The organism is Roseovarius albus, assembly GCF_900172335.1.
Taxonomy (GTDB): domain Bacteria; phylum Pseudomonadota; class Alphaproteobacteria; order Rhodobacterales; family Rhodobacteraceae; genus Roseovarius; species Roseovarius albus.
In genome coordinates this window covers 16,654-38,090 of sequence record NZ_FWFX01000006.1, presented here as the reverse complement: position 1 = coordinate 38,090, position 21,437 = coordinate 16,654, and the positions used below count along the sequence as shown (strand labels likewise).

The window sequence follows — 21,437 nt, the reverse complement described above, 5'->3', positions numbered from 1 at the left end:
ACGGACCAACAGGGAAGACAAACCAATGAAAGACAAGGTCACCACAGTTGAACACGCGATGACGCTTATTCGCGATGAAGACGTGATCACCACCACCGGTTTTGTCCAAAGCTGCATTCCCGAAATGCTACACGCAGCACTGGAAAAGCGCTTTCTTGAGGAAGGCCACCCTCGTGATCTAACTTTGATCATGTGCGCGGGAGCAGGAGACAGTAAAGGCTTGGGAACGGGCCGCTTGCACCATGAAGGCCTGTTGAAACGCGTGATTGCGGGCAACTTTGGCCGTATGCCCAAGGTTGCTCAGGCGGCACAAGAAGACAAAATCTGCGGCTACAACCTGCCGCAAGGCGTCATTTCTCAGCTTTATCGCACCTGTGCTGCCGGTCAGCCGGGTCTCTTTTCCAAGGTGGGCCTGCACACCTTTGTTGATCCGCGTCACGGCGGGGCCAAAGTTAACAAGAAGACCGAAGAAGATATTGTCAAACTGCACAACATCGATGGCGAGGAATGGCTATTCTACAAGGCCACCAAAATCGACGTGGCCCTTATTCGCGGTACCAGCGCCGACCCGTCCGGCAACATCAGCATGGAACGCGAGGCACTGACACTGGACGTGCTGGCCCAAGCAATGGCCGCCCACAACAATGGCGGTCTGGTCATTGCGCAGGTCGAACGTATCGTTGAAAACGGCTCGATCAGCCCCAAGGACGTGAAAGTCCCCGGTCTTTTGGTCGATTGCGTTGTGCTGGCCGATCAGCCCGAAATGCACCGTATGAACTATGGCGTTATGCACGACCCTGCCCTGTCCGGTGAAATCCGAGTGCCCGTCGAAAACATGCCCAAGATGACATTGGATCAACGCAAGATCATCGCCCGCCGCGCCGCCTTTGAACTGCCCCCCAATGGTGCGGTGAACCTAGGTGTGGGCGCGCCCGATGGCGTAGCTGCCATCGCCAATGAAGAAAAACTGACCCCCTATATCACCCTGACGACCGAGGCCGGTGCTGTCGGTGGCGTGCTCGCAGGCGGTTCAAGCTTCGGCTCCTCCCGAAACGCCGATGCCGTCATGGACCAAAACCAGATGTTCGATTTCTACGACGGTGGCGGGCTCGATTTAACCTGCCTCGGAGTTGCCCAGTGCGACCGCGAAGGTAACGTGAATTCCTCGCACTTTGGCGGGCGCCTAAACGGCTCCGGCGGGTTCATCAACATCTCGCAAAACTCTCGCGCCGTGGTTTTTGCCGGCACCTTCACCGCAGGCGGTCTACAGGTGGCCGCCGAAGACGGCAAACTGCGCATTGTGCAGGAGGGTCGCAACCGCAAGTTTGTACCGCTGGTGGATCAAATCACCTTTTCCGGCACCTATGCCTGCCGACGTGCCCAACCCGTTCTTTACGTGACCGAGCGCTGTGTGTTCCAGCTGACCCCCAAAGGGTTGGAACTGATCGAAATCGCGCCAGGTATCGATCTGGAAAAGGATATTCTGGGCCAGATGGGCTTCAAGCCCATCATAGAAAACGTCACCGAGATGGACCCGCGCATCTTCATGGATGAACCGATGGGCTTGCTCGACACCCTCTTGAACGTAAACCTGTGTGAGCGTGTGACCTATGACGCCGAACGAAACTTCATGTTCGTGAACTTAGAAGGCTGGAGCATTAAGAAAAAGGCCGATATCGAGGACCTGAATAAGGTTTTGAAAGATGCGTTCGAGGCCACGGGCCAGCGTGTTAAAACCGTCATGAATCAGAACCAGTTCCGCATCGCCGATGATCTTTATGACGCTTATGCTTTGCTAATCGAGCAACTTGTTTCGGAATACAGCTTGTCCACGGTGCGTTACACCACCAGCGCCTTCATGCGTTTGAAAATGAAAGAAACCCTATCAAAACGTGGCGTACAGCCACACATCTTTGAAAGCCAGGACGAGGCACATCAAGCGATTCAATCTTTGTGAGAATTGTTTGGTAAAATATTGAACGCGAAGCCCTCCGAGTGGAGGGCTTTTGTTCTTCAATAGAGGTCGATCTCCCCTTCCTCCATCAGTTTTTTGAACCATTCCTCAGGAGAGACGGGAATATGAGCATGTTTAACCATCGCAGCATTCATATCCGCGAGATCTGAAGCGTCCTGCCATTTTTCTGGCTGCCACAGATTCGACCTCATGATGCATTTCGGACAATGCATAAACGCTGTTTCAACATGAACCAGCAGCGCCAGTTTTGGGGCACGGTTGTTCACCTGCATGCTCTCCAGAAGACGGGCATCCCGACACAATCGCGCGGTGCCCCGAATACGCAGCGTTTCGCCACGATCGGGGACAAAGAACAACAAGCCAATTCTTGGGTCCTTCAGCAGGTTGTGAAAACTGTCCATGCGTTTGTTCCCAGGGCGATCAGGCAGGGCAAGCAGAGTTGAGCCTAAAACTGATGAAAACCCTGGTGGATCTCCTCGTGGCGATAAATCCACATATCCCGCCGGATTTGCTGTCGCCATGATGCACATTGGTGATTTTGATATAAATTCGCTGCAAATCTCATCCAGTTCCTGCAACTCTTTCGCCAAGATCTGCGGCATAGGTGGACCAGACAAGGCCTCAAGATCGTCAACAGATGTGATGAAATCCGAGTAATCTCCAAACGGGTTATTGCCCTTGGTCATTGCTTAAATCCTCACCTCGCTGAAAGACACAACTGTCACCCTAAACCTACCCCGAACACAACAGGTCCGCAGCTCAACATTAAGTCCAACTCTAACCACGCAGCCAAACAAAGCTGGCGCTTAATCAAGACTTCAGCCAAGCCTTTGCGGCATCCATCTCCACTCCATCAAAAAACTGACTTTCAGCATTCAAAAAATGCCCTGCCACACGTTGAAGAAGGTGCTGCCAACCTTTGTTGCCGACAATTGCCACCCGATCAGGCAATGCGGCATGCTCGCGCGCCAATGCAAAATGCGCCCGAAGCGCAGACAGTCCTTGCCAGCCGGTAAATTCAGTGAGGTCCAACAACAGGCGAAATCCTTCTCGCTCTCGAATACGGGCATCCAAATCTCCTTCTGCACGCTGATAGGCCTCAGGATCCACGTCACCGATAAGGCTGACCTGAACAGCGGGACCGCCAAGGTCAATCACATGAATGGTTCCCAAAGATTCCCGCAACCAGCGCCGCGCATCTTCCAATGTATCCAGAGCAAACACCTGAACAGGGCACGGAAAAACTGGTGAGAACAAGCGTATTGAACTCCGCATCCAGCCTTTGTTCGTCACGACTGCAACCCGATCAAATCCGCGCCAGTGCGACAACCCCAGTTTGGTATCTGCCCAAGCCGCGCTCAGATCGTACCCTTCAAAATCATCACCGGCGATCACCAACATCCGGATCGTGTCATGGTATGACAATGCGGTTTCAATTGCTGGAACAAGGGTTTCCTCGTAATCCGAGGAGACAATTTTCCCCGTCATTTGCACTTCCAAAAGTGCACCATCCACTTGTGTCTCAATTTTGATCATCTCAAATTCCTACAAAGTCATAAAATGTTTGCGCATTAGAGGACCAATCCCCTTGCATATCAAGTCTCGAGCACCAACTCGCATCTTCGCTAAACTGACCTACGCTATCTCAAAGGCCAACTTAGTCCATTGAAAACCACGCCCGAGGGATCTAAGCCTTACATATCAAGAGTGGGATAGAAGCCTGTGAAAACACTTCTGATGTACATCTCCGTTTTTATCGGTGGGGCTATGGGCTCGCTGGTGCGCGAGCTGTTTTCGCTCGAGATTCCAGGCCTCCCATTTGTCACCGCGACCTTTGGGATCAATGTCGCGGCCTGTTTCATTCTTGGCTGGCTTTATGCCGTGCGCAACCGGGTGCACGCGCATGTTCTGCATCTTGGCGCAATCGGGTTCTGCGGTGGCATGTCGACGTTTTCTTCCTTCATGGCTGAAATCGCCCGACTGGCCGAAAGCGGCAGCTGGCATTTCCTTACCGCCCCCGCATTCGAAGTTGTCTTTGGACTGGCCGCTGCTGTTGCTGGCGAGGCGCTTGGTCGTCGATATCACGCGAGCGAGGCCTTGGAATGAGCGCGTTCTACCTTCACGCTCTCTTTGCCTTGGGCGGAGGCTTGGGCGCTGTCATACGTCATCTGGTATCCCAACTGATCACGCACGAACTGCCTTTTGCCACGATGATCGTGAATGTGCTGGGATGCTTTTTGCTGGGCGCGTGGATCTCTCACATTGGCCCTTCCACAGAGCTGCTGTCGACACAAGAGCGGCAATTGGTTTTCGGCTTTTGCGGTGGCTTCACCACCTTTTCCAGCTTTGCCTATCAATCTCTGCAGTTACACCGCGAGCGCACATTTATATTGGCGGGCGCCAATATCGGCCTGAGCCTTATCCTGTGCTGGGGGGCCTTCTGGCTGGGTTTGGTTGCACTCAGCTAACAGGCTAACCTGACCTGCCGCAAGTTGCACTACTTTGGCGCAAAACTGATCTTGCTCGTGCTGGCTTACCACCTGCTCACGACGAACAATCTGCTTTTTTGCGCTTCCGGCTGCTGGGCATTTCTTTGCTAGGGTCGGGCATATTTGGATTCGAGAAAAACCGACCAACCACTTTCACCTATCCCTTTCGGTCGTTGATAAACGAATTCCACATGTTCTGGGATGCGCCAACAGGGTCATTGAGTATAAAACTGGTAGCCGCCAATGCGACATACAACCAACCCTCAACCTGACAGGTTTAAGAGTGTCAAGCGACGTCGGGTTTAAGGTTGTGCTTACCGCCCGTTAGACAGCAGAGGTTGCCCATTCTTATTGTGCCGGGCAATCAGGTTGGAAATTTGCCCGGACTTCTTGACAAAAGTCCGCGCCTGTGGCGGGCGGTGGTCCATATCTCGCAACTCAGGAAACAAAGTCAGTAACTCAAGACGCGCCGCCGGGTCTATCGATTTCAGCGCCTCTTGGCCGGCATATAGGCTTTCGGAAGGCAGCCCGTTCGAAAACACGATCTGATGCGTGTCAAACATCAGGTGAACATACTGCACCTTACTACTATCTCCGTCACGCTCAACACCATCAAGTTCAAGCAACTTAACTGCAGGCACCAAAACCTCCATCTCACCGAACATCCGTTCGGCAATACGGGACCGGATTAAGACCCGGTGCTGTGGCGACACGCTCAATTCCTGTGCCGGATACCCCATCCCCAACGCCCCTTTGCGAATGACAATCGGGCACAGCTCTTTGCGGGCCTGCAATTCGATTTCTGAAAGCGTTCGAGACCCAATCCAACGCACCGGCTGCAATCCACAATCCATGGTCAATACGCGGTCACCAACGCAAATATCCTGAACCAGTTTTTCCCCGTGTTCGGTTGCGATCAATGTTCCCGCTGTAAAACAAGGTATGGCGCTACCTGTCTCAAATTGTGAATAACTCACAATCTGCCCGGTCGGCAGCTCAAAGGTCCCGCTTGTCAGTGTATAGGTATCGCCCAAACCGACAACGAAAAAGCCCGCGTTGTCGTCCGTAACCTCGGTGCCAACTGGCAGATTGAGCGCATCAGTTCCGCCACCGCCAAATAGACCGTCGGTCGATGAGGACTTTACAAAATTCAATGTGTCGTTGTTGTTTCCAAGATTCACCCGATCAACGGTTGATCCTTCTACGGAAATTGTGTCGTTACCGCCCCCTCCGAACAATCCCTCATCCGTTGTGGAGTCGACAAAATTCAGGCTGTCAGCACCATTTCCAAGATTGACACGATTGACAGAGGAGTCGGAGACGGAAACATCGTCACTTCCGCCACCGCCCAGCAGCTGGGAAAGTGTGCTGCCATCCTCGACAGAAATCGTATCTGCGCCACCATTGCCGAGAACATCACCACTTATCGTGCTGTCAGTGATTGAGATGTCATCGTTTCCGCCCTGGCCTCGGACGCGGCCGGATATCGTGCTGTCGTCGATAGATATCGTATCATCGCCCTGGCGCGCATTGATGTTATCAACCGGGCTAACTGACGATCCACCATTCAACGTGCCGCTATCATTAGCGACATCAATGTCATCATCATTATTGGTGCCGTTGATATTTGCCATCTATCCGAATTTCACGCCGTTGGTGCTATTGTTTACAATGGTTAATGCCCATGGGCAGCATTCTATTCATCATAAAAGACAAAAGTGGCAATTTTTCATCAGCCGCCCCATTCCCGCCACACTGGCAACCCTAGCAACTAAACGGCTGAAACTGCAGTCTGGAAAACATGACCTTTATGGGTGTCAGAGATGAAATGAAGAACGTAATTTGTGCGCACTGACGCGATTTGGAAGTGGTTCATAAATAATTTGATCAAATTATTCAATATACTCCTTAGAAATTACATTTACGGGTTTGCGCTCTTGCAGAACTTGGTCAATAGTCTTGCCGAGAATACTGAATCTCAGGCACCGGCAGAACATTTGCCGGCCCCAAGTAGAAAGGCAAATTCATGCAATACGAAGCGCCGACAACGGTGAGTGCTGCACTTGACCTGTTGTCAAACGCCACTGGCGAATGCCGCGTGATGGCAGGTGGCACTGATCTATTGGTCCGACTGCGGGCGGAAATGTCAGAGCCCGACCTGATCGTCGACATCAAACGTATCGAAGGCATGCGCGACATTGTTGCCGAAGATGGCGGCTGGCGCATTGGCGCGGCGGTCAGCGGGGCTGAGATGTCCGAACACGATACACTCGGCAAAGACTGGCCCGGTGTTGTGGAGGGTATGGACCTGATCGGCTCAACCCAAGTCCAAGGCCGCGCCACATTGGCCGGTAACCTGTGTAATGCGTCGCCAGCGGCCGACAGCGTCCCCGCTATGGCCGCGGCAAATGCCATCGCCCGAGTGGCAGGCCAGAACGGCACCCGTGATGTGCCCGTGGCAGACATTCCTGCGGGCCCCGGCAAAACTACACTGACCAAGGATGAATTCATTACCTCGATCTTCCTACCTGCCCGCGGTGAACGCGCATCGGACGCTTACCTGCGCTTCATACCACGGACCGAGATGGATATCGCCGTTGTGGGCTGTGGGGTCTCACTGACGCTCGATGCTGACGGCACCATCACAGACGCGAATGTTTCGCTAGGTGCTGTAGCTCCTACCGTGATTGTGGTCGATGCTGCAGCCAAGGCGTTAACTGGAACAAAACTCGATGAGGCCGCACTCGAAGCCCTCGCCGCCGCCTGTTCCGAAGCCGCCACCCCGATCAGCGACAAACGCGGCACGGTCGAGTTTCGCAAACACGTCTCTGGCGTTCTTGCCCAACGCGCCGCCAAAATTGCCTATCAACGCGCAGGAGGTGCGTCATGAGCCAGATTCATGTAAAAACCACAATCAACGGCGACCCGGTTGATTTCCTTTGTGAGCCCGAAGAAACCCTGCTGGACGTGCTGCGGGACAAGCTGAACCTGACCGGAACCAAAGAAGGTTGCGGCAGCGGCGACTGCGGCGCCTGTTCCGTCACGGTTGACGACCGCCTTGTCTGTTCCTGCTTGATGTTGGGCGCCGAGGCTGAAGGCTGCGTGGTCAGCACCATCGAAGGCATGGCCAATGGCGATGAACTGCATCCGCTGCAAACAAGCTTCATCAAACATGCCGCTTTGCAATGCGGTGTATGTACTCCGGGCATTCTGGTTGCCGCAAAATCACTGCTGGAAAAGAAACCGGACCCGACCGAGGAGGAGGTCCGCTATTGGCTGGCCGGTAACCTCTGCCGTTGCACCGGCTATGACAAAATCATTCGCGCCGTGATGCAAACGGCCAAAGACCTGCGGGAGGCATCATAATGGCCTTGGACAACACCGAAAAGAAACGTGATTTCAAAGTCGTAGGGACACGCGTTGAACGCCCTGATGGCATCGACAAGGTCACCGGCCGCGCGCGTTACGGCGCCGACATGAGCGCGCCTGGCATGCTGATTGGCCGCGTACTGCGCAGCCCCCATGCGCACGCCAAGATCGTCAATATCGACACCTCCAAGGCGGAAGCCCTGCCCGGCGTGCACGCAGTGATCACCCGCAAGGATTTTGAACAACCGCACCACAACTCTGTGCACATACTCGAATCCGCCTCTCAGGATGTCGTCGACATTCTTGATAACTGCATGGCTGGTGAAAAGGCCCTCTATGATGGCCATGCGGTCGCCGCTGTTGCCGCAACCAGTGCCCCGATTGCGCGCAGGGCGCTTAAGCTGATCGACGTGACCTATGAGGTTCTGCCACATGTCACCGACGTTGACGCAGCGATGACGCCCGACGCGCCGATCCTGCACGAGGGCCGCGCCGAAGAAACCGCGCCCGAGGGCTCCTCGGGTAACGTGATGGCGCGCCACGAATTTGGCCATGGTGATATCGAGGCCGGTCTGGCCAAGGCCGACCGCATCGTAGAGCGCACCTACAAGACCGAAGCCACCCACCAAGGGTACATTGAACCGCACGCCTGTCTGGCCACTTTCGGGCCAGATGGTCAGGCGGATCTCTTCTGCTGCACCCAAGGCCACTACATGGTACGTAACACTTGTGCGTCCATCATGGGCTTGAAACAAGGCCAGCTGCGTGTCACCGCTTCTGAGATTGGTGGTGGCTTTGGCGGCAAGACAACTGTGTTCCTTGAACCTGTTGCCCTGTGCCTGTCCCGCAAGACCAGCCGCCCGGTGAAAATGGTGATGAGCCGCTCCGAAGTGCTGCGCGCCAGCGGGCCAACAGCCTCCAGCTCCATCGACGTGCGTATCGGCATGACCAAGGATGGTAAGATCACAGCCGGATTTGCCGAATTGCGTTATCAGGGCGGTGCCTACCCCGGCTCGCCCGTTGAATTCGGCGCAATGTCCGGCTTTGCGCCCTATGATTTGGAAAACGTCAAAACCATCGGTTGGGATGTGGTCACCAACCGACCCAAGCAGGCCGCTTATCGCGCCCCCGGCGCACCGATGGCAGCCTATGCCATTGAAAGCGCGATTGACGAGCTGGCCAAAGGCTTTGGCCTCGACCCGCTGGAAGTGCGCCTGATGAACGCCTCTCGCGAAGGCACCAAAGCCTCTTACGGCCCAACCTTCCCCGCGATCGGGCTTGAGGCGACGCTGAAAGCCGCCAAGGATCACCCGCATTGGTCGGCCCCGCTTGGCCCGAACCAAGGGCGTGGCGTCGCCTGCGGCTTCTGGTTCAACTTTGGTGGCGACACCTGTGTCACGCTGAACGTGGCCCCCGATGGCACCATCAACGTCTCTGAAGGCAATCCAGATATCGGCGGCTCGCGCGCCTCCATGTCAATGATGGCGGCCGAGGAACTGGGTGTGCCTTACGATCAGGTCCGCACTATCGTGGCTGACACTGCATCGCTGGGCCAGAACGAAGTCACCGACGGCAGCCGTGTAACCTTTGCCGTGGGCCTTGCCACGATCAAAGCCGCACAAGCCGCTAAGCAAGAGATGTGTAAACGCGCTGCCATGACTTGGGGCATCGACGAAGATGCTGTTGTTTGGGAAGACGGGGCTGCCAAGCCTGCAGGTCCGAACGCAGGGGAATTCCCGCCTTTGACCATTGCCGAGATTGCAGCCACAGCCTCCAATACCGGCGGTCCAATTGCCGGCCACCACGAGGCCAACCCCGAAGGGGCAGGCGTGAGCTTTGCCACGCATATGGTTGATACAGAAGTAGATCCTGAAACCGGCTATACCAAAATTGTGCGCTACACCGTATTCCAGGACGCGGGCAAAGCAGTGCACCCAGACTATGTCGAAGGCCAGTTTCAAGGCGGTGCCGCCCAAGGTATCGGCTGGGCGCTGAACGAGGAATACATCTATGGAGAGGATGGCACTCTGCAGAACGCGGGCTTCCTTGACTACCGTATTCCGGTGGCCTCTGATCTGCCGATGATCGACACGGTGATTTTGGAAATCCCCAACCCGGGCCACCCCTACGGCGTGCGTGGTGTGGGCGAAACCTCCATTGTGCCGCCATTGGCAGCAGTATCAAATGCGGTGTCCGAGGCGGCAGGCGTGCGCATGACTGAGCTACCAATGTCACCGCCCCGCCTGCTGGCCGCGATGCAAAGCAAGTAACGCCATGGTGCAGGTGCGTCTTTGGGGATCTTTGGCCGGTTTTACAGATGGTCAGACCCACGTAGAAATTGAGGCAGCCAACCTGCGCGAACTTCTAAATGGCTTAGCCCGGGATTATCCCGGGCTAAAACCGCAGCTAGACCGAGGGGTCTCGGTTTCCATCGATGGGCGCATCTACAACGACAGTTGGTTCACGCCCATCACTCCCTCAAGCGAGGTGGTGCTGCTCCGCCGCTTGAAGGGTGGTTGACGATCCTTCTACGCAGCAGTTTCCCAAGGGGAACTGATATCAAATGCATTCCAACAGCAATCCATTGAAAACTGATAATCATCACAGCCGCCATTCCCGGTATCCACAACATCACCGCCACCCTGATTGATGTCGACAAGCATGAAGTCATCTTCTTCGAAAACTCCCGGCTCCTCATCTTGAGCAGTGAACCAAAAATTGTCGTTATCACCGAATGCCAAACGGAATCGTTCTTCGATCAATGCTTCGATCCGATTTCCCAAATCTGTCAAAAAAGCGTCCAAATCAAAGGCGAATTCTTCCTGTTCTGGCAGATCATCCATTGGACCATTGTCTTCTGGACCCTCAACAACAGGTGTCTCTGGCTCAGGATCGGACTCCGGTTCAGGATCATTTTCAGCTACAGGCACCTCTTCTTCAGGCTCCATGACTTCCGGCTCTTCATCTGGCAATTCGACCACGTCAGGAACATCTTCCTCCTCTGGCACCTCGTCCTCCAGAGGAACGTTTTCGTCCGTAGGTGTCTCATCCTCTGGCAATTCGGCCACGATCACTGGATCTTCGTCGACCACGTCTTCTTGTGGAACCTCGTCATTGTCCACAACTGGAACCTCTGGCTCCGGGATCACAGGAGCTTCTGGCTCAGCGGGTTCTTCGACAGAGGTGGCATCGGTCGTGCCAAAGTTTTGAGTGATCATCACACCATCAAAGCCACGAAAATCGCCGCGTTCAATCCCGATCCCGATTTCTTCGTAATCCGGATTCAGAATGTTGGCGCGGTGCCCTGGGCTGTTCATCAGGCTTTCATGGATGTCGCGTACATCGTCTTCCAACCCCGGCGCTCCACGTTCGCTTTGCCAGCCAATGTTTTCACCCCAGGTCCAATTTCCTTCCAAAACATAACCGGCACTGACAATTCGATCCCCGGCGGACGACCCGCCTTCGCCGGTGTGTGAAAACTCATCCTTGTCCAGCATCCAATCGCTGTGATCTTCGCTGGCCTCATTCAGATCCCCGTTAAAGCGTAGTGGCGCCAGCCCTATCGCCGCGCGCTCTTTGTTGATTAATCCAAGCATCAATACTTCAAGTGCATTTGCCTGAGACATGATTGGTCCTTTCTGGCGTTGTGTTCGCCATTTGTCATTTCGAGTCTGCTCAACACGCATTCATCACAACAAAGAAAACCCTCCCGGCGCCCAATCGGTACGCCAGTTCGATCTGACACAACTCTGCGCCAAACTTTGAAAACGTGGCCTTCTCTCACTTTGCCAAGGCGATGCATATCCTGCACCCTCAAGGCAATTTTGACGCTATTTCCGAAGCCACACCACTACAATAGCGAGCAATATCGTGCTGATGCAATGGCGCGAAAATGCCTAAACGATTGATTGGGGCGGCAAAAAAATGCGCGTATTAAAATCCGTCACATTTTCTTCCTAATTGACATGAAAAAGACCTTTTTTGGGGAATCGCATCACCGCATTCTTGCCTCATGCAAAGTGATTCATGCTAAATTCGCATAAGATCACAGCACAGCTTCCTGCTTTAACTAAACTAATTAGTTTGATATGGCGGCGCAGCACAATTCGAGGCAAAGGTCCCCAGCATGAGACTCATTTCTGTCACTTCAGCCGCACTTCTCGCGATAGCCGCGCCCCTGATGGCGCAAGAAATTATCAAACCGGTCAAGCTCATGAAAGTCGAAGATAGCGACGGCAGCGTAACGCGCCAGTTCTTTGGCCGAGTCGTAGCGAAGGAAACTGTTGATCTCGCCTTTCAGGTGTCAGGTCAGATCGTAGAATTCCCCGTGACCGAAGGCGAGCCCGTTAAACAGGGCGATCTGATCGCCAAACTTGACCTCGAACCCTTTGAAATCTCACTGGATCAAGCCCGTGTGCAAAAGGAACAGGCTGACCGGGACCTCGCCCGTTTCAAACTGCTTGAAGGCAATACCGTCAGCCAAGTCAGCGTTGACGACGCCCAAACGGCTGATGATCTGGCCAAGATCAACCTACGTGATGCCGAGCGAAACCTGAACGAAGCCACCCTATTGGCACCATTCGACGGCCTTGTGGCCGCGCGTAGCCTATCTAATTTCACAACCATCAATGCAGGCACGCCAGTTGTCCGCCTGCACGACATGTCAGACCTGCGAATCGAAATCGATGTTCCCGAGGTTCTGTTCCAGCAAGCCGGCAAAGACCCGGATTTCGAAATTTTCGCGCAATTCCCAGCCAGCGACGAAACCTTTCCCGTCGAAGTGCGTGAATTCAACGCCGAAACCTCGACAATTGGCCAGACCTTCACCATCACCTTTGGCATGGCCCCACCCGAACATCTGGTGATCCTGCCCGGTTCATCGGCCACCGTGATCGCAATCCAACAAGGCCAGACCGAACACTTCACTGTCCCTGCCGCAGCGATCGTCACAGAAAATGATGGCAGCACCTCGGTCATGGTGTTTGAACCCACCAGCGATGATCAGGGCACCATGTCCCCCCGCCCGGTGGAAATCACCCCATCGAACAAGGGTGAAGTACAGGTCGTCTCGGGCCTTAACCCCGGCGATGAAATCGCGGCGGCAGGCGCATCCGAGCTAAGCGACGGCCAAACCGTGCGCCGCTTCACCGGCTTCGCAAACTAAGGGGCCGGATCATGAACATCGCACGCTTTTCCATCGACAAGCCGCTGATCACATGGCTGATCATGCTAGGCTGCCTTTTAGGGGGCATCTGGGGCTTTTTCAGCCTTGGGCGTCTTGAAGATCCCGCCTTTACTATCAAAACCGCCGTTGTTATTACCCAATACCCCGGTGCCTCGGCGGAACAAGTCGCCGAAGAAATTTCTGAACCGCTAGAGTCTGAAATTCAGAAAATGGGCGAAGTGGATGAAATCCGCTCGATGAACCAGCCCGGCCTGTCATGGATCACCATTGACATGAAGGACCAGTACGACGGTACCGAACTACCCGAAATCTGGACCAAGCTGCGCAACCGCGTCTCGGACGCGCGTCTCCCCACTGGGGCCACGGTGCCCTATGTGAATGACACCTACGGCGACGTGTTTGGCATTTACTACGCTGTGACTGCTCCGGGTTTCTCGGACGCTGAACTTTATGAGCTGTCCACCTTCATGCGGCGCGAATTACTGACCGTCGAAGGCGTTGCGGACGTCGAGGTTGCGGGCATCCCCAACGAAGTGGTCTATGTTGAACCCAACCTCGTGGTCGCCACCAATCAGAATGTCGCCCCAAGCGCCATTCAAGACGCCATCGCCAATGCCAACGCGGTTGTGGACGGCGGCAGCCTCCAATCCTCTGATGGCCGCACCCTGATCCAGGCCCCCGAAGGCGACGAAACTGTCGATGAGATTGCCGGTCTGACCGTCGGCGTTGACGGCGAAATCGTCAACCTCGATGACTTTTCCGAGGTCTATCGCGCTCAGGAAACCAACCCAGATGTCTTTATCCGCCACAACGGCATACCCGCCTTTACGCTTGGCGTTGCGGGCATTGCCGACGAAAACATCGTCGATGTAGGCAAGCGTGCCGATGCCAAACTGGCTGAACTGGCAGGCGACATCCCCGCCGGTGTAAACCTTGCTCCGATTTACCAGCAGCACCTTGTGGTCGAAGAAGCCTCGAACGACTTCCTCGTCAACCTCGCCATGTCTGTGACCATTGTGGTGGTCGTTCTCGCCCTCTTCATGGGCTGGCGCGCGGCTGTTGTTGTGGGCTCCACGCTTTTATTGACCGTGGTTGGCACCGTGATGTTCATGAACTTCTTCTCGATTGAGATGGAGCGCATCTCACTTGGCGCTTTGATCATTGCCATGGGCATGTTGGTCGACAACGCCATCGTGGTCGCAGAAGGCATGCAAATCGCCATGCAACGCGGATCGAACTCTCGTGATGCGGCGGATGATGCGGCCAGCAAAACCCAGATCCCCCTGCTGGGTGCAACCGTGATCGGCATCATGGCCTTTGCCGGGATTGGCCTCAGCAACGATGCGACGGGTGAGTTTCTATTCTCCCTCTTCGCCGTGATCGGCATCTCTTTAATACTGTCGTGGGTGCTGGCCCTGACGGCCACGCCCCTGCTCGGCCACTATTTCTTCAAGCAAGGCACATCAGATGACTCAGGCAGCGGCTACGACGGTCCGCTGTTCCGCGTCTACGGCAAAGCCCTCAATGCAGCTATACGCCTGCGCTGGCTAGTTGTTGCGGGCCTCGTCGGGATTACGGTGGTTTGCTACGCCGGGTTCGGCAGCATCAAGCAGCAGTTTTTCCCCGACAGCAACACGCCGCTTTTGTTTGTGCACTACAAGCTGCCCCAAAGTGCCTCGATCCACCAAACCTCGCGCGACCTTGAAGTCATCGAAAACTGGCTCGAACAAAGAGATGATGTGGTCTCCTACACCACCTACGTCGGCCAAGGTGCGTCACGTTTCATGCTGACCTATCAGGCTGAGGATCCAAACCCCAGTTACGGACACATCATCATACGCACGGAAACCATCGATACAATCTCAGCCCTTGCCGATGAGATGTTGACCGTCGCCGCCCATAATTTGCCCGAAGGTGAATTCCGCGCCAAACGTCTGGCCTTTGGCCCAGGTGGCGGCACCCCGATCGAAGCACGTTTCTCCGGACCGGATCCTGAGGTTCTGCGTGATCTGGGCGACGAAGCCATGCGCCTGATGGCCGAAGCCACCGATGACATCACCACGCTCTTCATTGACTGGCGTGAAATGGAACAGGTGCTACGGGCTGTCTACGCCGATGATCGCGCGCAAGAGGCCGGCATCACCCGTGAAAATGTCACCAATGCCTTCATGTTCGCGACCGAAGGACTCACCGCTGGTGTCTACCGCGAAGGCGAACGTCAGATCCCCATCGTCTTGCGCCTTTCGCCCGATTCCACGCTCGCGCTGACAGATATGAAACTCTTTTCAGCAAGTGCAGATGAGTTTGTTCCAATGGAGCAGGTGATCGATGGTCTGGTGTTCGAGCCGCAAAACACGCTCGTGCATCGTCGCGACCGGGTTTTGACCCTCACCGTCGGCGCCGAAATCAAGCTGGGCCTGACGGCACCACAAGTGCAATCGCAAGTGAAAGATGTGATCGACAACATGCCCCTGCCCGCAGGCTACAAGATGGAATGGGGCGGCGATCTGGAAAGCTCGTCCGAGGCGCAGGCTAGTTTGGCCGCTCAGCTACCGTTCAGCATCATCATCATGGTTCTGATTTCGATCTTGCTGTTTAACGCCCTGCGTCAGCCGCTAATCATCTGGCTGTTGGTGCCGATGTCTGTCAATGGTGTCACCATCGGCCTGTTGGGTACTGGCCTGCCTTTCACCTTCACCGCGCTTCTGGGCCTGCTGTCGCTTTCAGGCATGCTGATCAAGAACGGCATCGTTCTGGTCGAAGAGATTGACATCGTCCGCCGTGAAGAGCCGCAGCTGCCGTTGGCTGATGCCATCGTCAAGGCAAGCACCTCGCGTGTGCGCCCGGTGATCCTGGCTGCTGCGACAACCATTCTGGGGATGATCCCGCTGATCTGGGATGCCTTCTTTGTCTCGATGGCAATCACCATCATGGGTGGTTTGGCCTTTGCCTCGGTCCTGACCCTGATCGCGGCACCAGTATTCTACTACATATTCTTTGTGCGTTCTGCGCATAAGCAACAGGCGATGGAACCTGCAATGGCATAATTTGGATCGTTGCCCGGCCTTGAAAACCGCCTTAGCCAGGCGCCCCAAGTGTAGTGTTGATTTCACAAAAACCTATCCTATCTGGTGTTCTTAAGCTATTCTAAGGACATAATGACCAAACCTGCCCAAACATGAGGCAGGAAAATAGAGGCGGACAAACGACGGGTTGCCACAGAATTGGCCGATCGCTTCCGTCAATTGAGGTGAGCAAAAGATATGGCACGCAAACAACAATATGGCGTTGTCCCCTATTTTAAGGACGGCAACAAAACTCGCATCGTGATGGTTACCAGCCGCACGCATAGGCAGTGGATATTTCCCAAGGGCGGTAAAATTTCTGACCTGTCCAAACGCAAGTCCGCGATGCAGGAAGCGTTGGAAGAGGCCGGCCTGAAAGGCAGGGTCGATAAAAACGCCGAATTCACCACAACCATCATCCGGAACGGCGACAAAATCGACTTAACCCTGTATCCGATGCAAGTCGAAAAGATGAATGACAAATGGGATGAAATGCACCAACGCAAGCGCATCGTCATCTCGCCAAAGAAGGCCCGCAAACTGATTACTTGCAAAGGCATGAGCAAAAGTATCAAGCAATGGCTCAAGTGGTATTACAAGAACAAATCAGCCATGCCGCTAAAAAAGGCGGCATAGGTCCTGATGCACCGCAATTGATGGCGTCTACGGTCCTCTTGCATAGGCGTTCACATTAACGGCTCAACTGGACGCGTGTTGATCTGACGGCTCTTTCAATCGCGAACCCCAATTGTTCGGTTTCAGCGCCTGCAAGATTGCTCATTCAAATTCTGTGCACAGGCGCAACCTTGTTTTGGCATGTGATTGGCTGCGCAGGTTCGTCGTGTTTGCCTCAGCAACTAAATGTGTATTCGTACATGTTAAAATCTTCTACTGACGGCACAGCCGATCGGTAGCTTGCACCGGGGCAAGCTTCCTGAGCCTGTTCAATCATCCGCCGTGTCGGTTTGGCTTCTGCACCGTGATTTTTTGCTCCAAGGATGGTCACGCTTCCGCTTTTGACCCTATAAATCTGCCCCGGCGTATCTTCAGTCACCGACCCGCAGGCCAGCAGAAGTACAGGAAATAGCAGCACGCATATTGCTCTCATAAAAGATGCTCTCAAGTTGGATTGGTTCCTTATTGAAGTGATATGACATAACTGCAAAGTAAGGTCACTTCTGCTCCACCCCCAATTGATGTGCCAGTGTACCATCCCAGTCTTCGTTCGGGATTTTTGGAATCTCTGGATCCGCCTCATATGATGGCGTCATAATCTGGGTGTTATTTTCGTTGAACACATCCACGATGTTGGAGTGCAGGTCCGACATGATCTTTGGCAAATGTCCCCCACGCGAGGTGAAGGCATTGATCTCGTAATTGATGGCGTAATCCGCCAGTTGCGACCACAAAACAAAAGGCTTTGGCGTTTTTTTCAGACCTTTGGTCCGATCTGCCGCTTCGATCAACATGGCTTCGATCTTTTTGGGCGGTTCTTCATAACCGATGCCAACCACGGTATGCACCAAGAGTCCGCGCCCATCGATGACCCGCGTATAGTTCACGACTTCGGAATTCAACAGCTTTGCATTCGGAATACTGATCAGCTCATTTTTGAGCGACTTTAAAATCGTCTCCATCAGTTTGATCTCGACGACGTCTCCTGTCAGGTCTCCCACCTTGATACGATCACCAACATTCGTGCTACGGCGATAGATGACAAACAAACCCGCCATGATATTGCTGACAACAGTGTTCGATCCCAGCGACACCATCACCCCTGCGATGATCGTCAGCCCCTGAAAGGCCGCCGAATCTGACCCCGGAATATGCGGATAGGCAAACACCAAAGCGATGCCGATGATAACGATACGCGACAGGAAATAGGTCGGGGCCACCCAATGCCGCTCAAAGTCGCCCAGTTCAAGTACGCCCGCTTCGACGTTGTCCAACAGAACCTTAACACCTTGGATCAAATACCGCGTTATAAAGACGATAATAACCAGCGTTATCAGGCTTGGTAGATAGGCGACGAAGCCCTTTAAAATATCGATCAATGGGTCGGTGACGTAAGTCAACAATAGCTGCGCCAGCGGTCGAGTTTCCGCGATCGAAAACATGACCAAAGAAAGATAGTAATAGAACACCATGAAATAGGAGCCCCAGCACAGCAATTGCAGAATAAATCTAACGAGCCCTGCGACGGCCTGACCTCGTACAATTGTCTTCGTCACCTGTTCGACATCCGCAAAGCGGCCTTCTACAAACCGTCCAACTGCACGAACTAAACTGTTTCTTCGGCGGAAGAACAGTATCGACAACAGTATAAAACCCACTGTCCAAGCAAATGCGTGAGTCGCGCTATTAATCCGAGCTGATTGTGTCCGTTTGGCTCGATAAGCTTCAACAGCTGTCTTAACTTGCTCTGCGTAAAGCTCTCCTAACGCTTCGACTTTCAAACCTTCGAGTTTCGCTTCTGCACCGGTGACAACGACAATTTGAATATCGCCAGAAACAAGAACCTTTCCATATCTGTGCGGTAATACTTCGATTTCGACACTGGGCTCTTCGGAAGCCTCCGCCAATTCAATAATCTTCGTAGCGATTGTTTCGGCCCGCTCATCCGCCGGCAACGCGGTGAAACCTCGTACCTGAAACAGGACCTCACCCTCCACCACGACAGGCGCGACGTATGTTTCATCGCCTACGATCTGAGTTTGCTCTGCATCCTCAATGAAATTTTCTTCGGTTTCTTGCGCCAACACGAAAGAGGGTGTCACAACACTCAAACACAGAATACATATTGCAAATAATATTCGCTGCCCAATCGCAAAAGGCCAAATACTTTGCTCCGCCTGCATGTCTACTGTCCCCATTGTCGAATTGAAGACAGGATGGCATAAACCCTCTAAATCACAAAGAATTCTTTTGGATCAGAATCTTTGCCCCGCATAAATATAAAGCAGGCTTTCACCACTGTCGTTGCCCGAAACATCTACCGAGAAATCGACTGGGAATTTCTTCGACAAGCGATAACGCACTCCTACCCCGCCTGCTGCACCGTATCGATCAAGATCGCCGATTTTATTCCCAACACCGCCGGCGCCTGCAAAAATCACATACCCCAGTTTTTTACCAACCCGACCCCGATATTCTGCCTGCGTGGACAGTAAGCCATTGTCGAGAAATTGGGTTGAGTTGAAACCCCGCATGGAATCCGTGCCCCCAATGGAGCACAGGTCATAAAATACTGTGTCACTAGATGCCCAGCACCCGGTCAATCGCAAGGCCAACGCCCCTTGGTCCGCGACATTAAAAAACTTATCAAAAGTCACAAATGCCTTGGAATAATCCGCACTGTTCCCAGTAACCGGTTCGGTGTACAGGCCCGTCAATCTCGCGCGGTAACCGCTTGTCGGGTATAGGTCATGATCGCGCCGGTCATGTTCAAGAGCTAAACCATAGCTCATAGTCGAAAAACCCAAAGTTGGGCGGAACTCAGGCGGCATAGCATCAAAAAAACGATTGTTTGAAGTTACACTGGTTTCCAGATACCGCGTCAACAAAGTGATACTGGTGTCCGACGTAAACCCATAAGTCAAATCAAGACGTGCAAGCTTGCCGGTTTGACGTACCGGTACCGTTAGAGAATTACCGATCAAATCGTACCTTACATCTGCATCAATGTAACTGGCCGAAACGCCCCATCGATTGTCATCAAAATTCAAACTTAATGCTGCACCGTATGCTTCAGTATCGTTGGTAGATTTTAGAGCACCCACACCGAACATGGATGTGTTCGACCCCTCATCCGACTGAAACAGATATGCTCCACCCAAGGCTATTCCAGTTTCAATCATCGGATTCGAAAACGGAACAGGCACTGCAATAAAAGATCCATTCCGAAACCCGATATCGGCCTGTGAAGAGGCGTCATCAATCGGCTGCATGTTTTGTTCAAAAGTACTGTTTGCGGTTTCAGCCAGAACAGGCACTGGTGATAAACACGCCAAAAACAACGCAAAAAAAACTCGAATGCTCGGTTCAACAAGGTCTCGAAACCTGTCGAATTTCAGTATCTCAAACATAAGCCTGCCGTTGCATTCAACCCTTCACCTCACGGTTTCATGCATTACTTTTTCGGTCCACATAAACCTGAAAACCCGCTTCGATTTTCACTTGAACGTTTCATTCGCGACACAACATTGCACGCCGAGAGGTTGATTTTATTAACATTCCCTTTTGTAGCAAAAAGCTCTCCTCATAAAATGGATTAACTCATGCTTAGATATCTCGCTATTTCAACAGTAGCAGGACTTTCGTTCTTCACCCAACCCGTTCAGGCCGTGGCCACATTGCACGAAAGTGGAAAACCTCTCTTTTCCTTTTCTGTACCTGACTCCTGAACGATGCAATTAGGTGGCAAGCAGCTATTGCAGCAGCCCGGATCCAGTGAAGCGCGCCCTGTTCCACAGATCTTGTGCATCCGCCCACCGTCTAGAAGGATACTTCTCACCACAGGGGTTCCAAACTTTATCGGAGCAGACCCTAAAATCACTGATCGGTCTTCCCGAAAATAGATGGGCGTGATCCGCCGATCATATAGATCACCAGCCGCGCACAAGACATCGGTAAAGGCAACAGGTCTCGCGGATGAAAGGCTCAATCAGACTAAAGATTCAACTATCAGCTATATTCAGCCAGACGCGCAACATAACGCGCTAGCGTGTCGATCTCGAGGTTGATTTTATCTCCAACACTCACGTCACCCCAGGTGGTGGCAGTTTTTGTATGTGGAATAAAGTTGATCCCGAACACGGCGCCCTCCACCTCGTTCACCGTCAAAGACGTGCCGTTCAGAGCGACCGACCCTTTTGGAGCTATATAGCGTGCCAGTTCTTCGGGTGCTTGCAAACTAACTCGGGTGCTGTCGCCCTCGTCTTGCATAGCAACCACGGTCGCGATGCCATCCACATGGCCAGACACGATGTGACCGCCCAGTTCATCGCCCACCCGTAATGCTCGTTCCAGATTGACCCGACGCTTTACGGCCCAGCCGTCCAGATTGCTTTTTTCCAATGTTTCTGCCGATACATCGACATCAAACCAGCCGTCGCCTTTGCTGACAACTGTTAAGCACACACCGTCACAAGCGATAGACGCCCCAATGTCAACGCCAGCCATATCGTAAGCAGATCCAATGCGCGCCCGCATATCGCCGCGCTGTTCGATTTGTTGAACAGTTCCGATGTCAGTGATGATGCCGGTGAACATAAAGGGCCTCCACAGGGTTGCAATTTGCTCCTAGCCTCTCGAGCGAAAGATGACAAGTGAGACCACAGCGCCCTTTACTGGCC

19 protein-coding genes are annotated in these 21,437 nt (G+C 53.6%); 11 read left to right on the top strand and 8 right to left on the bottom strand.

Annotated elements, in window-relative coordinates:
• The first annotated feature begins 25 nt into the window (after positions 1 to 25).
• Positions 26 to 1,957, top strand: a complete 1,932-nt coding sequence (locus tag ROA7450_RS10470) for an acyl CoA:acetate/3-ketoacid CoA transferase (protein WP_085805673.1) — start codon at positions 26 to 28, stop codon at positions 1,955 to 1,957.
• A 56-nt stretch (positions 1,958 to 2,013) separates the two neighbouring features.
• Here ROA7450_RS10470 and ROA7450_RS10465 read toward each other — a convergent pair whose 3' ends face one another.
• The gene (locus tag ROA7450_RS10465; protein ID WP_085805672.1) at positions 2,014 to 2,661 is read right to left on the bottom strand and encodes an MSMEG_1061 family FMN-dependent PPOX-type flavoprotein; all 648 of its coding nucleotides are present in this window, start codon (positions 2,659 to 2,661) and stop codon (positions 2,014 to 2,016) included.
• A 124-nt stretch (positions 2,662 to 2,785) separates the two neighbouring features.
• Positions 2,786 to 3,511: a SpoIIAA family protein gene (locus tag ROA7450_RS10460; protein WP_085805671.1), complete on the bottom strand. Its 726-nt coding sequence runs from the start codon at positions 3,509 to 3,511 to the stop codon at positions 2,786 to 2,788.
• A gap of 186 nt (positions 3,512 to 3,697) precedes the next feature.
• On the opposite strand from ROA7450_RS10460, the gene ROA7450_RS10455 reads away from it, so the two are divergent.
• The 3 genes from ROA7450_RS10455 (at position 3,698) to ROA7450_RS21520 (ending at position 4,736) form a co-directional block, all read left to right on the top strand.
• Positions 3,698 to 4,081, top strand: coding sequence for a fluoride efflux transporter FluC (locus ROA7450_RS10455; RefSeq protein ID WP_234999495.1), 384 nt, complete (start codon positions 3,698 to 3,700; stop codon positions 4,079 to 4,081).
• On the top strand, positions 4,078 to 4,443 hold the full coding sequence (locus ROA7450_RS10450) for a fluoride efflux transporter FluC (RefSeq protein WP_085805669.1): 366 nt from the start codon (positions 4,078 to 4,080) through the stop codon (positions 4,441 to 4,443). Before ROA7450_RS10455 ends, ROA7450_RS10450 begins: the two co-directional genes overlap by 4 nt.
• Before the next feature lie 98 nt (positions 4,444 to 4,541).
• A complete protein-coding gene (locus tag ROA7450_RS21520) occupies positions 4,542 to 4,736 on the top strand; it encodes an Mpo1-like protein (protein WP_159454035.1) in 195 nt (64 codons plus the stop codon).
• Between the two features lie 42 nt (positions 4,737 to 4,778).
• On the opposite strand, the gene ROA7450_RS10445 is transcribed toward ROA7450_RS21520, so the two are convergent.
• Positions 4,779 to 6,098 (bottom strand): Hint domain-containing protein, encoded by a 1,320-nt coding sequence (locus ROA7450_RS10445; RefSeq protein ID WP_085805668.1) that lies wholly within the window; start codon positions 6,096 to 6,098, stop codon positions 4,779 to 4,781.
• Positions 6,099 to 6,490: 392 nt separating this feature from the next.
• Here ROA7450_RS10445 and ROA7450_RS10440 point away from each other — a divergent pair, with 392 nt between their 5' ends.
• Genes ROA7450_RS10440 through ROA7450_RS10425 form a run of 4 tightly spaced genes read left to right on the top strand, consistent with a single transcriptional unit; the run spans position 6,491 to position 10,353 of the window.
• Entirely contained in the window at positions 6,491 to 7,354 is an 864-nt protein-coding gene (locus ROA7450_RS10440) for an FAD binding domain-containing protein (protein WP_085805667.1), read from the top strand.
• Complete coding sequence (locus ROA7450_RS10435; RefSeq protein ID WP_085805666.1) at positions 7,351 to 7,830, top strand: (2Fe-2S)-binding protein; 480 nt, start codon at positions 7,351 to 7,353, stop codon at positions 7,828 to 7,830. Before ROA7450_RS10440 ends, ROA7450_RS10435 begins: the two co-directional genes overlap by 4 nt.
• Positions 7,830 to 10,103: a xanthine dehydrogenase family protein molybdopterin-binding subunit gene (locus ROA7450_RS10430; protein ID WP_085805665.1), complete on the top strand. Its 2,274-nt coding sequence runs from the start codon at positions 7,830 to 7,832 to the stop codon at positions 10,101 to 10,103. The genes ROA7450_RS10435 and ROA7450_RS10430 overlap by 1 nt, the downstream gene beginning before the upstream one ends.
• 4 nt (positions 10,104 to 10,107) lie before the next feature.
• Positions 10,108 to 10,353, top strand: coding sequence for a MoaD/ThiS family protein (locus ROA7450_RS10425; protein WP_085805664.1), 246 nt, complete (start codon positions 10,108 to 10,110; stop codon positions 10,351 to 10,353).
• A gap of 8 nt (positions 10,354 to 10,361) precedes the next feature.
• Here the strand turns inward: ROA7450_RS10425 and ROA7450_RS10420 are convergent, their stop codons facing one another.
• Positions 10,362 to 11,459, bottom strand: coding sequence for a CAP domain-containing protein (locus tag ROA7450_RS10420; protein WP_085805938.1), 1,098 nt, complete (start codon positions 11,457 to 11,459; stop codon positions 10,362 to 10,364).
• Positions 11,460 to 11,959: 500 nt separating this feature from the next.
• Here ROA7450_RS10420 and ROA7450_RS10415 point away from each other — a divergent pair, with 500 nt between their 5' ends.
• From ROA7450_RS10415 to ROA7450_RS10405, 3 genes are all read left to right on the top strand, one after another.
• Positions 11,960 to 12,997 carry an efflux RND transporter periplasmic adaptor subunit gene (locus tag ROA7450_RS10415; protein WP_085805663.1) on the top strand — a complete coding sequence of 346 codons (1,038 nt, stop codon included), beginning with the start codon at positions 11,960 to 11,962 and terminating at the stop codon, positions 12,995 to 12,997.
• A gap of 11 nt (positions 12,998 to 13,008) precedes the next feature.
• Positions 13,009 to 16,065: an efflux RND transporter permease subunit gene (locus ROA7450_RS10410; RefSeq protein WP_085805662.1), complete on the top strand. Its 3,057-nt coding sequence runs from the start codon at positions 13,009 to 13,011 to the stop codon at positions 16,063 to 16,065.
• 216 nt (positions 16,066 to 16,281) lie between these two features.
• Positions 16,282 to 16,719 (top strand): NUDIX hydrolase, encoded by a 438-nt coding sequence (locus ROA7450_RS10405; protein WP_085805661.1) that lies wholly within the window; start codon positions 16,282 to 16,284, stop codon positions 16,717 to 16,719.
• 214 nt (positions 16,720 to 16,933) lie between these two features.
• On the opposite strand, the gene ROA7450_RS21280 is transcribed toward ROA7450_RS10405, so the two are convergent.
• The 4 genes from ROA7450_RS21280 to ROA7450_RS10385 form a co-directional block, all read right to left on the bottom strand.
• A complete protein-coding gene (locus ROA7450_RS21280; protein WP_234999494.1) occupies positions 16,934 to 17,137 on the bottom strand; it encodes a hypothetical protein in 204 nt (67 codons plus the stop codon).
• 118 nt (positions 17,138 to 17,255) lie between these two features.
• The gene (locus ROA7450_RS10395) at positions 17,256 to 18,860 is read right to left on the bottom strand and encodes a mechanosensitive ion channel family protein (protein ID WP_234999493.1); all 1,605 of its coding nucleotides are present in this window, start codon (positions 18,858 to 18,860) and stop codon (positions 17,256 to 17,258) included.
• A 153-nt stretch (positions 18,861 to 19,013) separates the two neighbouring features.
• Positions 19,014 to 20,030, bottom strand: a complete 1,017-nt coding sequence (locus ROA7450_RS10390) for a BamA/TamA family outer membrane protein (RefSeq protein ID WP_159454034.1) — start codon at positions 20,028 to 20,030, stop codon at positions 19,014 to 19,016.
• Between the two features lie 736 nt (positions 20,031 to 20,766).
• On the bottom strand, positions 20,767 to 21,354 hold the full coding sequence (locus ROA7450_RS10385) for a riboflavin synthase (protein ID WP_085805657.1): 588 nt from the start codon (positions 21,352 to 21,354) through the stop codon (positions 20,767 to 20,769).
• Positions 21,355 to 21,437: the final 83 nt, after the last annotated feature.